The following is a 16311-nucleotide window of genomic DNA, read 5'->3' on the forward strand; positions in this document are numbered from 1 at the left end:
CGGGGGCGGGGGTGCCGGGCGCCCCCGCCCCTCCTGCGCCTATTCGAACCGCAGCTGGGAGATGCCCAGCTGGGCCGCCGTCAGCCGGTCGCCCACCTGCACCCCCTCATAGGGGTGGAGCGTCACCACGATCCGCACCTTGGTCACGCCGGTGAGCGGAACGTCAAACGGGATGGGCTCCGACCGGGTGGTGAGGTCCGGGCTGGTGTAGATCGCCTGGTTCAGGTGGTTGAGCACGACGATCCGACCAACCCGGCGCTCGCCCTCCGCCCCGAAGTAGTGGAACGGCACGTAGAGCGTGCCCGCCATGCGCTGGACGCCCTCGGGCAGGTCGTAGTCCGCCCAGACCTGCGTCGTCGTCCCCCGCTTGGCGTCCGCGTCCTCCGCCGCGGCGATCACCGTCACCACGCTGGCCTCCGGCATCTCCGCCCCCTGCAGGTTCAGGGCGTGCCGCGGGAAGTGCTGCACCTTGTAGCTGCCCTCGCCCTGCTGGGTCAGCCGGCTCCAGACCTCGGGCAGGTCCCCCGGGATGGCGCCGACGTAGATCGTGCCGTCGTCGTACTGCACCGGCCGGCCCAGCGATTCCGCCATGAACCGCAGCGGCACGTAGGTGCGGTCCCGGTAGATGAAGCCGCTCTCCCCTGCGGGCGGCGTGCGCTCCACGCCGTCGAACACGTAGCGCAGCGGGCGAAAGTGGACGGTGATCTGCTGCTCGTAGGCCGCCGCCCCCGCGGCCAGGCCGCCGAAGAGCACGGCGGCGGTCGCAAAACCCGCAACAAAACCCGTCAGACCCTGTCTCCGCACTGCATCGCCCTCCTCACTGGACAAATCTCACAGAGAGATTCGTCCGGAGGAGGGCGTTTCCTGTCCGTCGGCAGAGGCGCTGATCAACCATCAACCGTGCTGGATCAGCCGCACTTCCCCCACGCTGGCGTGGGCGCCGCCGCCGGCCTGCAGCGTGACCCGGACCGGAGGGGCGCCGCCGCCGCCTGGCCGGTGCCCGTCGGTGCGCCACGGGCGCTTCCCGTCCTCGGCGGCCCTGGCGAGGCGCGCCTCCAGCCGGCTCACCCGGTCCTCCAGCACGTCGATGCGCTCCCGCAGCGCCTGCAGCCGGGCAGCGTCGTCGGCGTCCGGCCGGTGCGACGGGTACCCCGGCTGCCGCCCGTAGCGGGCGGAAAACGGATCCCGGCGGCCGTCGCCCCATTCGTCCCGGGGCCCGAGCCGCGAGGAGGTCCCGAACCGCCCTGGCCGGTCCGAACGGATCACGATCGTGTCGCCGTGGGTGACATACATGGCCGCTCCCCCCTCGCGCTCACCAGCCTATTCCGGCGGCAGCGGCGGGGTGCGCGGCTCAGCGGGCCGCGACGGCCAGCTTGTCCTTGAGCCGGCGCATGACCTCTTCCGTAAACTCCGTGGTCTTCGCGGTGCCGCCCAGGTCGCCGGTGCGGACGCCCGCGGCCACGGCTTCCAGGCAGGCCTCCTGGATGGCGGCGCCGGCCCGCTGGTATGCAGGATCCGGCATCTGCTTCAGCAGCGCGCCCGCGGCCAGCTGCATCGCCAGCGGATTGGCGACGTTCTTGCCCTGCAGGCTGGGCGCGGTGCCGTGCGGCGCTTCAGCCATCACCACCCGGGGGCGGAACGCCTCGTCGAAGGAGATCAGCAGCGACTCGGAACCCGCAATCGAGCCGTAGAGCGCCAGCACCAGGTCGGACAGGATGTCGCCGTCCCGGTTGAGGCACGGAATCACCAGCGGCCGGGTCGCCCGGCCGATGAGCAGCGCATAGGCCGCGTCGATCAGCTGCGGGTCGTAGGGCACGTCGGGGTGGCGCCTGGCCGCCTCGTCCATGGCCTCCTTCAGGAGCCCCTCATAGGTGGGCGAGACCGTCCACTTCGGCCCGCCAAACACAACCCCGCCCATCTGCCGGGCCAGCCGGAAGGCAAACTCGGCCGTGGCGCGGCAGTTGCGGGCCGAGATGTAGGTGGTCCGGTACGCCCGCTCCTCGTCGCCCTCCCCCTCGCGCCACTCCCTGGCCTCGTACGCGTCCTCCGTGGCCATGCGCACCACGGCGATCGGCGCGGTAATGCGGCCGATGGTCTCCACGCCCGGCAGGGCCCGGCCCGTGCGGAGGATGACCGTGCCGTCGATCTCCCGCCGCAGGATGGCGTTGGGCGACCCCACGTCGTCCCGGCCCTCCGGGGTGATCGTGGCGGCCTTCAGCCCGTACCCGGCCTCCCGCATGGCCGCGGCGGCCTCGTAGACAACCCGGTTGCGGGTGGCCCGCCGGTTCTCCAGGCTCAGGTCATAACGGACAAAACGCAGAGGCAGACCGATCACATCAGGGCTGAGGAGCCGGACGGCCTCCTCCAGCAGTTCCTGCCCGGTCTGGTCTCCTTCCAGTACAACGATGGTCGGCACGCGCTCCATCGATCTCAGCCCCCTTCCGCTACAATCCTATCCGCCTTTGCCGCTCCTGTTAAGCCCCAATCGTTCCACGGTGCAGAACGATGTTCTATTCCTGTCATTCCCCACAGGAATGGAAGCGCAGAAAAACCCCCGTTCAGGTCGATTGAACGGGGGTTTCCACGGCCTTACTTCGCCTGCGCTTTCAGTGCGGCGGCGATCTGCGCGCCGACCCGGGCGTTGTGCTTCACCAGGGCGATGTTCGTGGCCAGCGCCCGGCCGCCCGTCGCCTCCTTCAGCCGGGCCAGGAGGTACGGGGTCACCGCCTTGCCGGCCACCCCCTCCTTCGCCATGGCCGCGAGCGCGTCCGCGATGTGCCGCTCCACCTCGTCGGGGTCCATGGCGTGCTCCTCGGGCACGGGGTTGACCAGCAGCACCCCGCCGGGGATGCGGGTCTGCTGCCGCGCGTGGATGATCGCCGCGGCCTCCTCCGGCGTGTCGACCCGCGCGTCCACCCCGTAGCCGGCGTCGCGGGTGTAGAAGCCGGGGAAGCGGTCGGTCTGGTAGCCCAGCACCGTCACGCCCAGCGTCTCCAGCACCTCCAGCGTGGCGCCGATGTCCAGCACCGACTTGGCGCCCGCGCAGACCACCGTGATGTCGGTGCGGCCCAGCACCGTGAGGTCCGCGGAGACGTCCCACATCTCCGCCGTGTCGCCCGGGCTCTTCCGGTGCACCCCGCCGATGCCGCCGGTCACAAACACCTCGATGCCCGCCGCCGCGGCGATGGTCGCCGTGGACGCGACGGTCGTCGCCCCCAGCTGCTTCCGCGCCAGCACCACCGGCAGGTCCCGCAGCGAGACCTTCACGGCCTCCGGCGAGGTCGCGAGCAGTTCCAGCTCCTCTTCGGTGAGGCCGACCTTGCAGCGCCCGCCGATGACTGCCACCGTCGCCGGAACCGCGCCCTGGCTGCGGATGATCTCCTCCACCTCCCGGGCCATCTGCAGGTTCTCCGGGTAAGGCATGCCGTGGCTGATGATGGTCGACTCCAGGGCCACCACGGGCCGGTTCCGTTCCAGGGCCTCGCGGACCTCCGGCGCATACGAAAGCAGATACTTCATCGGTTCATTCCCTCCTCAGCGACTCCAGGGCCCACCGGATGGCATCGGGCGTCACGTTGGGCGTCACGATGACCTCGCCGGCCTTCACGGGCATCACCCAGTGGATGACGCCAGCCTTCACCTTCTTGTCCCTGCGCAGATACGGTTCCAGATCCTTCGGGTCCATGCCCTCCGGCAGCGCGGTGGGCAGATCCAGCCGCTCCAGCAGCCGCCGGAGCCGGAGCTGCAGCCGCCCCTCCTTCGCGATGCCGCTGTACTCGGCGATCGCCGCCGCCGCCACCATGCCGACGGCCACGCACTCCCCGTGCAGCCAGCGGTAGCCGTACGCGGCCTCCAGGGCGTGTCCCACCGTGTGGCCGAAGTTCAGGATGGCCCGCACCCCCCGCTCCAGCGGGTCCGCGGCCACCACCTCGGCCTTGATCCGGCAGCTGGTCTCCACCACCCGCTCCAGCACCTCGGGATCGTGGGCCAGCACGTTGCCCACCTGTACCTCTACGTATTTCAGAAACGGCTCGTCCCGGATCACGCCGTACTTGACGACCTCCGCCATCCCGGCGACCAGCTCCCGCCGGGGGAGCGACTTCAGGGTCGCCACGTCCGCCACCACCAGCGAGGGCTGGTGAAAGGCCCCCACCAGGTTCTTCCCCTGGGGCAGGTCGACGCCGGTCTTGCCGCCGATGGACGAGTCCACCTGCGCGAGCAGGGTGGTGGGCACCTGTACGAACGGAATCCCCCGCAGGTAGGTGGCCGCCACGAACCCGGCCAGATCCCCCACCACACCCCCTCCCAGCGCCACGATGGCGCTGGTGCGGTCCAGCTCCGCCCGCACGCAGCTGCTGTAGAGGCTGAAGGCGTGCGACAGCGACTTGGACGCCTCGCCGGCCGGCACCGTCACCCGCGAGGTGGCGATGCCCGCCTGCTCCAGCGCGTCGCGGGCGGCCTCGCCGTACAGGGGCGCCACGTTGGCGTCGGTCACCAGCAGGGCACGCCGGGCCTGCGGCAGCCGGTCACGCACCAGCCTGCCCAGTTCCGCCAGCAGCCCTGCGCCGACGTGTATCGGGTACCGCTGTTCGCCCAACTCCACCCAAACCTCGGCCACTAGGGCAATCCCCTTTCTTCCATCTTCTCCGCGATGTCCACGATCTCTGCCACCACGTCCTCCAGCGAACGGCCGTCGGTCCGGATGCGCACGTGCGCGGCCTCGGCGTAGGCCGGGCGCCGGGCGTCCGCCAGCTCCCGCAGCCGCCCCATGGGGTCGGGCCCGGCCAGCAGCGGCCGGCGCGCCAGCCCCTGGGCCCGGGCACGGCGGTAGAGCACCTCGGGGTCGGCGTCCAGCCAGATCACCAGGCCGCTCCGGCGCAGGACCTCCCGGTTCTCGGGCCGCAGCACCGCCCCGCCGCCGGTGGCGATGATCTGGTTGTCGCCGGCGGCGGCCTGCGCCACCGCCTCGGCCTCCCGCCGCCGGAAACCCGCCTCGCCCTCTGCGGCGAAGATCTCGGCGATGGAGCACCCGGCCGCGGCCTCCACCAGCGCGTCCGTATCCACAAGGGGCCGGCCCAGCCTCCTGGCCAGCAGCCGGCCCACGGCGCTCTTCCCGGAGCCCATCAGCCCCACCAGCACGATGTTCACGGCACCGCCCCCCTGCGGCTCCGCCCACCCGCGCCCCGCATCAGCGCCGGGCAATCTGCCCGAGGTACCCGCGGAAGTTGCGCAAGGCCTCCTCCAGCGAGTCGCCGCCGAACTTCTCGGCCACGAACCGGGCGATCTCGAAGGCGGTCACGCACTCCGCGATCACCGCCGCGGCCGGCACGGCGCAGACGTCGGACCGTTCGATGCCCGCCACGGCCTCGGCGTGCGTGTCGATCTCCACCGAGCGCAGGGGCCTGTAGAGCGTGGCGATGGGCTTGAAGGCGACGCGCACCACCAGGTCCATCCCGTTGGTCATGCCGCCCTCCAGCCCGCCGGCGCGGTTGCTGTACCGAAAGTATCCCCGCTCGGGGCTCCAGCCGATCTCGTCGTGCGCCTGTGAGCCCCGGCTCCGGGCGCTCTGGAACGCATCGCCGATCTCCAGCCCCTTCGCGGCCTGAATGGAAAGCAGCGCCGCGCCCAGGGCGCCGTCCAGCTTCCGGTCGTAGTGCACGTGGCTGCCCAGGCCCGGCGGCAGCCCCGCGGCCACCACCTCCACCACGCCGCCCAGGGAGTCGCCGTCCCGCTTCGCCGCGTCGATCTCGGCCACCATGCGGGCCGAGGCGTCGGGGTCGGGGCAGCGCACCGGGCTCGCCTCCGCCCGGGCGACGATCTCATCCAGCGCCGCCCCGGCGGGAATCTCCGCCTCCACCGGCCCGATGGCCCGCACGTACCCGGCCACCCGGATGCCGAACGGCGCCAGGTACTGCTTGGCCAGGGACCCCGCGGCCACCCGCATGGCCGTCTCCCGGGCCGAGGCCCGCTCCAGCACGTTGCGCAGGTCGGCGTGATCGTACTTCAGCGCCCCCGCCAGGTCCGCGTGGCCCGGCCGCGGCCGGGTGCGCACCTTCTGCGCCGCCCGCGGGTCGCGATAGGCCTCGACCGGCGTGGGCGACATCACCTCGGTCCAGTTGAGCCAGTCCCGGTTCTCCACCAGCAGGGCCACCGGGCTGCCCATCGTCTTGCCGTGCCGGATCCCTGAGAGCACCTGCACCCGGTCCTGCTCGATCTTCATCCGGCCGCCGCGCCCGTAGCCCGACTGTCGCCGGGCGAGGTCGCGGTCGATGGCCGCCAGATCCACCGGCACGCCGGCGGGCAGCCCCTCGACGATGGTCACGAGGGCACGCCCGTGCGATTCGCCGGCTGTCATGTACCGCAGCATGGTGGGCCCGCCCCCTTTCCCCCGTCATCCCACGTACCAGTTCCAGATCTGCGTTCCCCAGAGCACGGTGATCAGCCCGCCCGCGGCGAGGAACGGGCCGAAGGGAATGTGCCCCCGGCGCCCGATCTTCCGGGTGGCCAGCAGGACCCCCGAGACGACCCCGCCCAGGATGAAGGACAGCATGAGCGCCATGGCCACCCAGCCGGCCCCCAGGAAGAGCCCCATCACCAGGGCGAGCTTCACGTCGCCCATGCCCATGCCGCCGGGGACCAGCACAGCCAGGAGATAGAAAAACACAAAGGCAGCCGCCCCGCCCCCCAGCGCCGAAAGCCACGTCTTCCCGTCGTAGGGGAAGAGGAGCATCGCCGGCAGCCAGGCGACCAGGCCGAACAGCACCAGCTCGTTGGGGATAATGCGCTCCCGCAGGTCGACATAGGCCGCCAGGAGCAGGATGGCGACCAGGAGCAGCTGGTGCCAGAAGTAGGCCGACAGCAGGTGGAAAAGCCCGAGCAGCCCCCCGGCGGCGCCGGTGGCCCCCACGAGGCCCCAGGAGAGCCACGGGGGCGCGGGCCCGTTCAGCCAGCGGGGGGAGAGCCGCACCCCGAGATATCCGAGGGCCGCCCCCAGGGCCACGCCCAGCAGGGCGGCAAGGGCAGCCGGCCCGCTCATGACTGCTCCTCCAGCGCCGCCATGGCGGCCGTTCGCATGACGTCCACCGGGCCGCGCCGGCCGAACCAGTACTCCCAGGCGCAGGCGCCCTGGTGCACCAGCATGGCCAGGCCGTTGATCGTCATGAGCCCCCGCCGGCGCGCCTCACGCAGCAGGCGGGTCTCCAGCGGCCGGTAGATGGTGTCGTACACCACGCAGCCACCGGGCAGGATGCTCACATCCTCCAGCGGCGTGGACTCCCGGTCGGGGTCCATGCCCAGGGGCGTGCAGTTGACCACCAGACCCGCCTCGGCCAGCGCCGCAAGGGCCTCCCCGGAACCCGGCTCAGCCACGTCGGCCCGCACCGGCGTCCTGGCCCGCGCCAGGTCAGCGGCCAGGAACTCGGCCCGGGAGCGGGAGCGGTTGATGATCGTCAGCCGGGCCACGCCGGCCATGCCCAGGTGCAGCGCCACCGCCCGGGCGGCGCCGCCCGCCCCGAGCACGACGGCGCTCCGGCCCGCCAGCCTGATCCCCCGCTCCTCCAGGCTGAGCAGGAACCCCCACCCGTCGGTATTGTATCCGATCAGCCGCCCGCCCCGGTTGACGATGGTGTTGACCGCGCCCACCTGGCGCGCGGTGGGGGCCACGTCGTCCAGGTAGGCCATCACCGCCTCCTTGTGGGGGATGGTGACGTTCACGCCCAGGAGCCCCAGCGTCCGGATGCCGGCGATGGCCTTCTCCAGCTGCGACGGCGGCACATCGAACGCTCCGTACATGGCGTGCATCCCCTGTGCGGCAAATGCGGCGTTGTGCATCGCGGGTGAGGCGGAGTGCGCCACCGGGTGTCCGATGATGCCCAGTATCCGCCCCGGTCCCAGCGATGTGCTCCGACGCTGCGTCATCCCGGTCCCCCCTCCCCGCCTGCCGGCGGGTGTCGCTTCGTCTTACTCCATTCGGCGGATCCCCGGGCGGGACCTGCCAACTATAGGCAGACCGGCTGGCCTGCGGCCAGCCGGGTCTACTTCGGGGTCAGCTGACCCTGCCGGAACAAGTAGTCAAGCACCCGGCGCTCGATCAGGCGCACCAGCCGGGTGCCGATGAACTCCCGCCGGTCGATGGGCACGACCAGGATCGTGTAGGCGCCGGCCCGGTTCCCCCCCAGGATGTCGGTGAAGAGCTGGTCGCCCACCACCACCGTCTCGTGGGGCTCCACCCCCAGCTGGCGCATGGCCTGCCGGAACCCCTTCGTGCTGGGCTTGGTGGCGCTGGAGACGAACGGGACGCCGGCCCTGGCGGCGAACTCGCTCACCCTGGGACCGCTGTTGTTGGAGACGATGCAGGGGCTGAGGCCATGCGCCCGTACGGCGTCGAGCCATGCGAGCAGCTTGGGCGTCGGCGTCGGGTCGTTCCACCGGACCAGAGTGTTGTCCAGGTCCAGGATGATGGCCCGCTTTCCCATCCGCTGCAGCTTGTCCAGATCGATCTCGAAGATGGAGCTGTGGTACTCCTGCGGTCTCAGGGCGCCCAACGGTTACACCTCCAGGCTCAGGGGATCATTCTACCACAGGAAGGACGATCCACGAAAGCCCTCATCGGCGGAGCGGACTCACCCCTGCACGGGCCGGGGCCATCCGCACCGCCACGGGGCTGACGGCGGTCCGCGGCGGGACGATCCATGTGCCGGGCGTCGGCACCTCGCCGCGGGGCCATCGCGGTTGTTCGCATTCGTTGGTGCTGGCTGAGGGCCCCCGGGTGGGCGCCATCCGGAGCCATCGCGGTTGTCCGCATTCGCGGGTGCTGGGGCCGCCGGGCCAGGCGCGCGGCAGCTGTGCACCCGCGGCAGGGGCCCGGCTCGATCGCAGCCGGGCCCTTCGCCGGTTCAACCCCCGTAACCCTCCTCAAACAGCTCCTTGCAGAGCTTCATCACCGCCTTCTTCTCGATGCGGCTGACGTAGCTCCGCGAGATGCCCAGCATGCGCGCGATCTCGCGCTGGGTCTTGCGCGGCCCGCCGGAGATGCCGTAGCGCAGCTCCAGCACCTGCCGCTCCTTGCCCCCCAGCTTCTTCAGCTTCTCGCGCAGCTTCGACTCGTCCAGCCGCTTGCCCACCAGGTCGGGCACGACGTCCGGATCGGAGCCGAGGACGTCGATCAGCGTGATCTCGTTGCCTTCCCGGTCCACCCCGATGGGGTCGTAGAGCGACACCTCTCCCCGCACCCGCTTCAGGCTGCGCAGGTGCATCAGGATTTCATTCTCAATACAGCGCGCCGCATATGTAGCCAGTCTCGTGCCCCTGTCGGGCTTGAACGTCCCGATGGCCTTGATCAGGCCGACGGTGCCAATAGAAATGAGGTCATCCACGTCCTCGCCGGTGTTATCAAACTTCTTCACAATATGGGCGACCAGCCGCAGGTTCCGCTCGATGAGAACCGCACGAGCCTCCTCGTCGCCCTTCTGGAGCCGGGAAAGGTACTTGGCCTCCTCCTCTTCGTTGAGCGGCTGTGGGAACGTGCTGGAGTTGGCCACGAACCCGGCCAGCAGGAGCATGCTGCGCACGATGGCCGCAGCCAGCGGTTCGAGCATCGCGAGCACGGCAACCCCTCCCCTCCTGTGGGGGATAGGGTATGCGCCAGCGGCTTGACCGGTTACTGACTCCGTTCCCCGGCGGGACCGCGCCACACCGATTCCGCCGGCCCCACCGCCCAGCCGCCTTCCTCCTGTGCCCAGCGCTGCTGCACGACCCCGCTCACGATGCGGCCGTCACGGAACTGCAGCCGCTCCAGGACGAGGGCGGTGCCTTCGTTCCGGTCCCATTCGAGCAGCAGCGCGTCGTACCGCACCAGCCCTGAACGGCGGGCGGCGGCCAGCCACGCCGACCACTCGGCCCGGTGCGCGGGGGAGGTCAGGCGGAGGCAGGCTTCCTCGTCCCCGGCTGACGCGGCCTCCGCCCGCCGGGCGATGGCATCCGGCAGGCCCTCGGGCACCCGGCCGCTGGCAGCCGGGATGTTCAGCACCGACGCGGCCTGCAGCTGCCGGTACAGGAAGGCCTCGAACTCGGCGGCAAGCGCCTCCGGCGTCTGTCCGAGCCGTTCCGCCAGCGAACCCAGGCTCCAGCCCCTGCCGGGCGCAAGCCCCTGCAGCTCTTCCGAAGGAAGGCGGTGCTGCAGGAACCGGACCAGTTCGGCGGCCGCCGCGGCGTAGGTCCACTGCCCCGAAGAGCCGAGGGACTGGACCGGGGTGCTGAACAGCGCGGGCAGATCGGGCAGCGGCGTGCCGACCAGCTTGCGCACATCAGGGATGTAGGGCCTGTCTCCTGCGGTACTGAGCTCGAAGCGCCCCATGGCGACCGGATCGACGGTCTGCTGCGGGGACGCCGCGCCGGAGAGGTACTTGACGAACTCGAAACCCAGCATATGCTCCGTCTCCCAGCGCATGAACCCGCGCAGGTACTCCGGCGAGAGCCGCAGCGGGTCGCCCGGGGTGTACCAGGCCAGCGCATCCGGCGGAGCCGCGGCGCCCACCGCCGCAAGGAAGGCTTCGTGGCTCTCGTAGAGCCGGATCTCCGGCCGCTTGGCGGAGGCCGCGTCCGGGAACAGGTCCAGCACGCGGGCGTAGGCGTGATCCGCGGCGGTGGCCAGGAAGTGCACCGTCAGGCGCCGGCTGACCGCCTTCACCGAGGGATCCAGCGGGTCGTAGGCCGCTGTGACGTCCACGTGGTAGCCGCGCAGGGTGTAAAGCCCCCGATCCTCCACGTACCAAGTGCCCAGACGGCGCACCAGGTCCACCGGCCGGCTGACCTGCAGCGGCGGCCTGTCCGCGAACGTGACCGTCATGGTGAGGCGGGCCTGCGCCCGCGCCCCCCGCAGCCGGATGTCCTCCATCACCACGTCCACCGACTCCACCGGCTCCGCGGCCAGCGCGGCGGCCAGCAGGCGGGCGTCCGCCCGCAGCGCGTCATCCCCGGGCGCCACGGTCCCTGCGTACCCCTCCGCATCCCCGGCGGAAAGCGCCGCGGCCTGGCGGGCCGCCAGGGCGTGGATTCCGGCCTCGCGGTCCCACGGCAGGCCCTGGTAGTACCCGAGCAGGCCGAGGAGCGGCAGGGCCGCCAGCGCCCAGCGCCATACGGGCGCGAGCCGCCCCGTGGTGCGTTCCCGGATCCGGGCGACGGGGAGGTTGAGCCCCTCCAGCCCCTGGGAGAGCAGCGTGAAGCCGGTCACGGCGATGAGGAACGCCACCGCGGGCGGGAAGGAGATCCAGGGCCGGGAGAGGATCTGCAGCCGGCCGTCGCTGAGCAGCGAGCCCCACTCGGGCAGCCCGGTGATCTGGAACCAGCGTTCCGTGTTGCGAGCGTCCCCCACCATCATGATCCCGCCGCCGAAGAGGATGCCGAAGACGCCCATCTGCGCCATCACCGAGAGGGCCCGGGCCATCTCGGCGGCCACCAGGTGGAGCAGGGTCGGCCAGAGGTGAGGCAGCAGGTGGATGTGGAAGATGTGCCACCGGCTCCCGCCGACGGCCACGGCCCCCTCCACGAAGGGCTCGGCCATCAGCTGTTCGAGCCTGCCTTTCAGCGTCACCGCGACCCGGGGCCACTCCACCAGGGTGAGGACGCAGACGGTGAGCGCCACGTTCGGCCAGAGCCCGGCGGTGTTCTTGACCGGAGACGACAGCAGGAGCAGGTAGGTGACCAGGGGCGGGATCGCGGTGGTCATCACGTACAGCTTGTCCACCAGCCAGCCCGCGCGCCGGGGGCCGTACACCGCCGTGAAGGCCGCCGCGAGCGCGATCAGCATCCGGCCGGCGGTCACCAGCGCGGCGAAGAGCAGCGACCACCGGGTGCCGTAGACCACACGGCTCCAGACGTCGCGGCCCCACTCGTCGGTCCCCAGCGGGTGGCCGGGGCCCGGCGGAAAGGGCGGCCTGCCTTCCAGGATGCTGCTCCGGGCGTCCCAGTAGTGGGGCGAGACGGCGGTGATCTGATCGGCGAAGACGGCCGCCAGCAGCAGCAGGCCGACCAGCAGCCCGCCTGCCACGAGCGGAAGGCGGTACCCCTTCTGTGCGGCGCTCATGGGAGATCACGCCCCCTCAGCCGCGGGTCGGCCACCCTGCGCAGAACCGAGACCGCGGCGTAGAGCAGGGCGAAGATCAGCCCCAGGGACGCGCCGGCAGCCACCAGCACCGGCACGTCGGGGGGCGGCAGCGGCTTGCGCAGGTCAAAGAGCAGACTGGGTGGGCTGGCGGCGTCCTGGAGCAGGTTGGTCACGCCCGGGTAGTGGAAGAGAAGCTCCACCACGAGGGCGTTGGAAAAGACGACGGTGAGCACGCCCGGCATGGCGTCCAGGATCGGCACCAGCGCCCCGGCCAGGGCGTGCCTGTACACCACCACCCGCTCCGGCAGCCCCTTGGCGCGGGCGGTGCGGATGTAGTCCTGTTCGTAGACGCTGGTCATCGCCTGCGCGGTGATGCGGGCCACCGCGGCCAGGGGAAGCAGCGCGAGGCACGTGACCGGGAGCACCATGCTGGCCACCGGCCGCACCGCATCCCAGGCCACGGGCAGCAGACGGAAGCCGGTGCGCTGGAAGACCCGCGCCACCCCGATCTGGAGCAGCATCACGAGGAAGAAGTCGGGTACCCCCTGGAGCAGACCGGTGAGCAGCGGTCCAAAGGAGGCGCCCCGCCTCCGCAGCGCCTGGAAGTCCCGGAGTCCCTTGACCATCCCCAGCGGGAGGGCAAACACCAGGGAGATGGCCACCAGCCTGAGGGTGTTCACGATGCGCGGCAGGAGCAGCCCGGCCACGTCGTGCCCCCGGCGGTTGGTGCCGAGCGAGCCGGACCGGAGGGTATGCAGGTAATCGCGCAGCGTCTGGCCCCACTGGCCCGTGTCGATGTGGATGGTGTAGCCCAGAAGACGGTCAGGATCCGGTGTCACCTCAAAGGGCGGGAGGGTGGCGATCAGGACAATAAACAGTACAAAGAGAGCGATGCCCGCCATCTCCCACCCGACCGTTGCGACCAGCTTGCGACCCCGCAAGATTGCGCCCCCAGTGCCATTCGGCCTTATGCATGTTCATGTGATCGTACAAGTTAGGACGCTTCCGCCGGGGCCAGCGGTTCATGCGGGATCAAGCCGAACACCGCCGAGGGGGGAAACGGGCCCCGTTCCCGGGTTACGGGCCGTGCCGTACGGCCTCTCGATCGGGACCCTATCCGCCGATCTCCTGCCGCAGGCTCACGCGCAGCACCGCCCAGCCCGCCAGGGCGATCCAGCCGGCGAACACTGCCCACGAGGCCCAGGGCGCCGGGGCGGGAACCAGGGCTACGGGCTCGCCCACCATCCCCCCGGGCAGGTAGACAAACTGACCCACCATCAGGTTGCCGTAGGCGATGCGGGGCAGCAGCCACCCCCAGGACGGGGTGCCGATGACGAACGCCTCCAGGTAGGGCAGCCCCAGCCCGGCCAAGGCGCCCGCCAGGGAGCTGCGGGTGAGCTGGGCGGCCAGCAGCCCGACGAGGCCGTAGAAGAAGAGGCCCATCGCCGTCGCCAGGAGCTGCGTGACCACGGATGCCTTCGGCGGGGGCAGCGCCACGTCGCCGGCCAGCGCGATCGCCTGCTGCACCGCCCGCCAGGTCACCTGCCCGCTCACGGCGCCGATCCCCGTGAACAGCAGGGCCAGCCCGGCGCTCAGGATGAGCAGCCACGCCACCTTCGCCGCCACCACCCGGGCCCAGCCGGCGTGCGCCGCCCGCACCTTGGCGGTGCGGTGCCGGAACTCCCCCCCGACAAGCTGCGCACCCCAGATGGGAAACACCATCGTGCCCAGCACGGCCAGGATGGCCAGCAGGTAGTTGGGGCCCATTGCCGGGTGAAGCAGGGCCACGGTCGCCTGCAGGTCAGCCTTGAGCGCCTCGTCCACGAGGAACTCCGCCGCCTCCGTCTGGTAGGCCGCGCGCAGCGCCTCGATCCGCTCCTGGCTGCGCAGGGCATAGCGATAGGTGCCGAAGGGCCCTCCCCACAGGGCCCAGGCCACCAGCACGAGGGTAAGGATCACGACCCAGCGGCCCCTCCACACGAGGCGGCCCTCGGCCCGCAGCATCGGCCACACGCTCACCGCGCCACCTCCTCCCCGTACGCGTCATCATAGAGCCCCATCTGCCGGAAGCTCTCCTCCAGCGTCGCCGCCCGCAGCTCCAGCGACTGCAGGGGGATCTCCGCGGCCCGCAGCCGGGCCAGTACCGCTTCGCCCTCGGCGGCGCTGACGCAGGGGATCTCCAGGCAGGGCACGGGCCGCTCCGCCACCAGGGCCGCCTGCGGGAAGAGCGCCCGCAGCCGGTCGGCGGCCGGGGTGCGCACCCGGACGCTGGGCGGGTGGCGGCGCTGCAGGTCGGTCCGGCTGCCCGAGAAGACGGCCGTCCCGTCGCGGATGACCACGATCTCGTCGGCCAGCTCCTCCAGGTTCCGGAGGTCCTGCCCCGTCACGACGATGACGGCGCCTTCCGCCGCGAGCCGCCGGAGGGCGCGGGCCACGAGCTCCCACGCCCCCGAATCGAGCCCGACCGAAGGCTCGTCCAGCAGCAGCCACGACGGGCGGCGCAGGAGGGCGGCCGCCACGGCCAGCCGCTTCCGCTGGCCGAACGAGAACCCGTCGCCTCGCATCCGGAGCAGCGGCTCCATCGCGAGTTCGCCCAGCAGCGCCCGGGCCTCAGCCGTCCGCGGCGAGCACCCGCCCGAGAGCAGGTACAGGTTCTCCTCCCCGTTCAGCAGGGGATACACCGGGGCATCGTCGAACACCGCCGCCAACCGCTCCCGCACCCGGCCCGCCGGCAGACCGCCGAACCGCACCGCACCAGAGGAGGGGTGCGCGAGGCCGGTGGCCACGCGCATCCAGGTCGTCTTGCCGGCGCCATTGCGTCCCGCCAGCAGGGTGACGGACCCCGGCCTCGCCACAAAACTCAGCTGCCTGAGCGCCCAGCGCTCGCCGAACCGCTTCGACAGGTCCTCGGTCACCAGGTCAAGTGCCTGCATCCGTGCAACCGCCCTCCTGTGCCTTTGTCCAGGGGCCTCACCTCTGGGGCGGGGCCCCGGCCCTCATAGAGCTAGAAGTAGCTGTAGCCGCCGGATCCGTTCACCGTGGTGTAGATGCGGCTCGAATAGGAGCTGCCCACCGGCCCCCACGGGGTGGGCACGCCGAAGACGAACACGACCTGGGTGTTGGAGCGGCCGGTGCCGCCCTTGCCCGTGGTGTACCAGTCCCACTTCTTGGAATGGCTCTTGTAGTTATTGAGCGGGGCGGTCCACCAGTCGACATCGATCCCGCGCGGGCTGCTGTACAGGGTGCCGCCGCCGTACGTCCAGGTGGTTGTCGAGTAGTGCTTGGCCACGGTAAGGCCGACCAGGCTCTTGAACGACCGGACGATCGTCACCGTCTTCGTGCTGGCCAGGGCGGACACATCCGCATTCGGATTCCGGGTGTACTCGTACACCGTGTCCTCGATGAACATGCTCATGTCGGCCTGCGGCATCTTCACCCCCGTGTCCGCCAGCGCGGTGGACCCCATGAGCAGAACCAGGCCCGCGGTCAGGACCGCGACCCGCACACGCTTCCTCATCACTGCACATCCCTCCGTATGCTGTTGGCGTCTGCCCCGGGGCTGTTGATGATGATAGACGAGTCAGAATATATTGTCGATACTTTCCGTCCATTCAATCCACCGGCGAACCGCAGTGAGGACGCGCGGCGCTCGATCTGGCGGAGCAACGGGTTCAAAGAATCGCGCCGGACGTGGAAGGCCGCGCTGATCATGCAGAGCGGCTGATCCCCCGCCGCGCGGTGAGCCCCCGGGCTGCACCGTGCACGATGCAGAATCCGGGGGCTGCTCCCGGGCTCGTCTGGCTGTAGCCCTCCTCCCGCGGCCAGGGCATCGGCAGGACCGTCCTGGCGTTCGTCGAGGCCCACCTGCGGGAGCGGGGATACAGGTGAGCGAACCGGAGCCGCAGGCCTGGCACCGGGCCTGCGCGGTCACCCCGATCCCACTCTCCGTTCGTCGTCGAACAGGGAGAGGCCGAAAAAGACCAGGAGCGCACCGGCGAACCAGAGCTCGCGGATCAGAAACGTCCCCGCGCTCTCCGCGTTCAGGAATCCCCAGGGAAAGTAGTGGCAGGTGATGCCCCCTCCCGGACATGCCCCCACCTGTGCGGCCATGTAGATGCTGTGAAGGATCACCACGAGCAGGGCCAGCAGCAGCCACTTGGTCTGGCGGCTCAAGCAACTCCCCCCTGATCCCGGCGCCGGGGCGCGTC

General features: G+C 71.0%; 17 protein-coding genes and 1 pseudogene. 1 reads left to right on the forward strand and 17 read right to left on the reverse strand.

Annotation, left to right across the window (positions count from 1 at the left end; all coding sequences use genetic code 11):
- Positions 1–39: 39 nt before the first annotated feature.
- From ACZ5UM_RS14800 to ACZ5UM_RS14875, 16 genes are all read right to left on the reverse strand, one after another.
- The gene (locus tag ACZ5UM_RS14800) at positions 40–804 is read right to left on the reverse strand and encodes a stalk domain-containing protein (protein WP_464845062.1); all 765 of its coding nucleotides are present in this window, start codon (positions 802–804) and stop codon (positions 40–42) included.
- A gap of 90 nt (positions 805–894) precedes the next feature.
- Entirely contained in the window at positions 895–1293 is a 399-nt protein-coding gene (locus ACZ5UM_RS14805; RefSeq protein ID WP_464845063.1) for a hypothetical protein, read from the reverse strand.
- A gap of 58 nt (positions 1294–1351) precedes the next feature.
- A complete protein-coding gene (locus ACZ5UM_RS14810) occupies positions 1352–2425 on the reverse strand; it encodes an isocitrate/isopropylmalate family dehydrogenase (protein WP_464845064.1) in 1074 nt (357 codons plus the stop codon).
- A gap of 164 nt (positions 2426–2589) precedes the next feature.
- A complete protein-coding gene (locus tag ACZ5UM_RS14815; RefSeq protein WP_464845065.1) occupies positions 2590–3519 on the reverse strand; it encodes a pseudouridine-5'-phosphate glycosidase in 930 nt (309 codons plus the stop codon).
- 4 nt (positions 3520–3523) lie between these two features.
- Entirely contained in the window at positions 3524–4618 is a 1095-nt protein-coding gene (gene aroB / locus ACZ5UM_RS14820) for a 3-dehydroquinate synthase (protein ID WP_464845066.1), read from the reverse strand.
- Positions 4618–5148, reverse strand: coding sequence for a shikimate kinase (locus ACZ5UM_RS14825; protein WP_464845067.1), 531 nt, complete (start codon positions 5146–5148; stop codon positions 4618–4620). The genes aroB and ACZ5UM_RS14825 overlap by 1 nt, the downstream gene beginning before the upstream one ends.
- Before the next feature lie 40 nt (positions 5149–5188).
- Positions 5189–6367 carry a chorismate synthase gene (aroC, locus tag ACZ5UM_RS14830; RefSeq protein ID WP_464845068.1) on the reverse strand — a complete coding sequence of 393 codons (1179 nt, stop codon included), beginning with the start codon at positions 6365–6367 and terminating at the stop codon, positions 5189–5191.
- A 24-nt stretch (positions 6368–6391) separates the two neighbouring features.
- On the reverse strand, positions 6392–7036 hold the full coding sequence (locus ACZ5UM_RS14835) for a prepilin peptidase (protein WP_464845069.1): 645 nt from the start codon (positions 7034–7036) through the stop codon (positions 6392–6394).
- Positions 7033–7917 carry a shikimate dehydrogenase gene (locus tag ACZ5UM_RS14840; protein ID WP_464845070.1) on the reverse strand — a complete coding sequence of 295 codons (885 nt, stop codon included), beginning with the start codon at positions 7915–7917 and terminating at the stop codon, positions 7033–7035. Before ACZ5UM_RS14840 ends, ACZ5UM_RS14835 begins: the two co-directional genes overlap by 4 nt.
- A 116-nt stretch (positions 7918–8033) precedes the next feature.
- A complete protein-coding gene (locus tag ACZ5UM_RS14845; protein ID WP_464845071.1) occupies positions 8034–8543 on the reverse strand; it encodes a YqeG family HAD IIIA-type phosphatase in 510 nt (169 codons plus the stop codon).
- A gap of 351 nt (positions 8544–8894) precedes the next feature.
- The gene (gene sigK, locus ACZ5UM_RS14850; RefSeq protein ID WP_464848395.1) at positions 8895–9596 is read right to left on the reverse strand and encodes an RNA polymerase sporulation sigma factor SigK; all 702 of its coding nucleotides are present in this window, start codon (positions 9594–9596) and stop codon (positions 8895–8897) included.
- Between the two features lie 62 nt (positions 9597–9658).
- The gene (locus tag ACZ5UM_RS14855) at positions 9659–12082 is read right to left on the reverse strand and encodes an ABC transporter permease (RefSeq protein WP_464845072.1); all 2424 of its coding nucleotides are present in this window, start codon (positions 12080–12082) and stop codon (positions 9659–9661) included.
- Positions 12079–13044: an ABC transporter permease subunit gene (locus tag ACZ5UM_RS14860; protein WP_464845073.1), complete on the reverse strand. Its 966-nt coding sequence runs from the start codon at positions 13042–13044 to the stop codon at positions 12079–12081. Before ACZ5UM_RS14860 ends, ACZ5UM_RS14855 begins: the two co-directional genes overlap by 4 nt.
- Positions 13045–13216: 172 nt before the next feature.
- Positions 13217–14122: a hypothetical protein gene (locus ACZ5UM_RS14865; RefSeq protein ID WP_464845074.1), complete on the reverse strand. Its 906-nt coding sequence runs from the start codon at positions 14120–14122 to the stop codon at positions 13217–13219.
- On the reverse strand, positions 14119–15036 hold the full coding sequence (locus ACZ5UM_RS14870; RefSeq protein ID WP_464845075.1) for an ABC transporter ATP-binding protein: 918 nt from the start codon (positions 15034–15036) through the stop codon (positions 14119–14121). Before ACZ5UM_RS14870 ends, ACZ5UM_RS14865 begins: the two co-directional genes overlap by 4 nt.
- 71 nt (positions 15037–15107) lie before the next feature.
- The gene (locus tag ACZ5UM_RS14875) at positions 15108–15623 is read right to left on the reverse strand and encodes a hypothetical protein (protein ID WP_464845076.1); all 516 of its coding nucleotides are present in this window, start codon (positions 15621–15623) and stop codon (positions 15108–15110) included.
- A gap of 296 nt (positions 15624–15919) precedes the next feature.
- Here ACZ5UM_RS14875 and ACZ5UM_RS14880 point away from each other — a divergent pair.
- Positions 15920–15991, forward strand: a pseudogene (locus ACZ5UM_RS14880) (hypothetical protein); the annotation flags it as partial.
- Positions 15992–16030: 39 nt separating this feature from the next.
- Here the strand turns inward: ACZ5UM_RS14880 and ACZ5UM_RS14885 are convergent.
- Positions 16031–16276 (reverse strand): hypothetical protein, encoded by a 246-nt coding sequence (locus ACZ5UM_RS14885; protein ID WP_464845077.1) that lies wholly within the window; start codon positions 16274–16276, stop codon positions 16031–16033.
- Between the last annotated feature and the right edge of the window lie 35 nt (positions 16277–16311).

It is taken from the genome of Symbiobacterium ostreiconchae (assembly GCF_055396975.1).

Excerpts from the sequence above, each read along its gene's own strand:
- ACZ5UM_RS14835 (WP_464845069.1), bottom strand. The coding sequence starts at position 7,036 with ATGAGCGGGCCGGCTGCCCTTGCCGCCCTGCTGGGCGTGGCCCTGGGG.
- ACZ5UM_RS14840 (WP_464845070.1), bottom strand. The coding sequence starts at position 7,917 with ATGACGCAGCGTCGGAGCACATCGCTGGGACCGGGGCGGATACTGGGC.
- sigK (WP_464848395.1), bottom strand. The coding sequence starts at position 9,596 with ATGCTCGAACCGCTGGCTGCGGCCATCGTGCGCAGCATGCTCCTGCTG.
- ACZ5UM_RS14870 (WP_464845075.1), bottom strand. The coding sequence starts at position 15,036 with ATGCAGGCACTTGACCTGGTGACCGAGGACCTGTCGAAGCGGTTCGGC.
- ACZ5UM_RS14815 (WP_464845065.1), bottom strand. The coding sequence starts at position 3,519 with ATGAAGTATCTGCTTTCGTATGCGCCGGAGGTCCGCGAGGCCCTGGAA.
- ACZ5UM_RS14855 (WP_464845072.1), bottom strand. The coding sequence starts at position 12,082 with ATGAGCGCCGCACAGAAGGGGTACCGCCTTCCGCTCGTGGCAGGCGGG.
- ACZ5UM_RS14810 (WP_464845064.1), bottom strand. The coding sequence starts at position 2,425 with ATGGAGCGCGTGCCGACCATCGTTGTACTGGAAGGAGACCAGACCGGG.
- ACZ5UM_RS14805 (WP_464845063.1), bottom strand. The coding sequence starts at position 1,293 with ATGTATGTCACCCACGGCGACACGATCGTGATCCGTTCGGACCGGCCA.
- aroC (WP_464845068.1), bottom strand. The coding sequence starts at position 6,367 with ATGCTGCGGTACATGACAGCCGGCGAATCGCACGGGCGTGCCCTCGTG.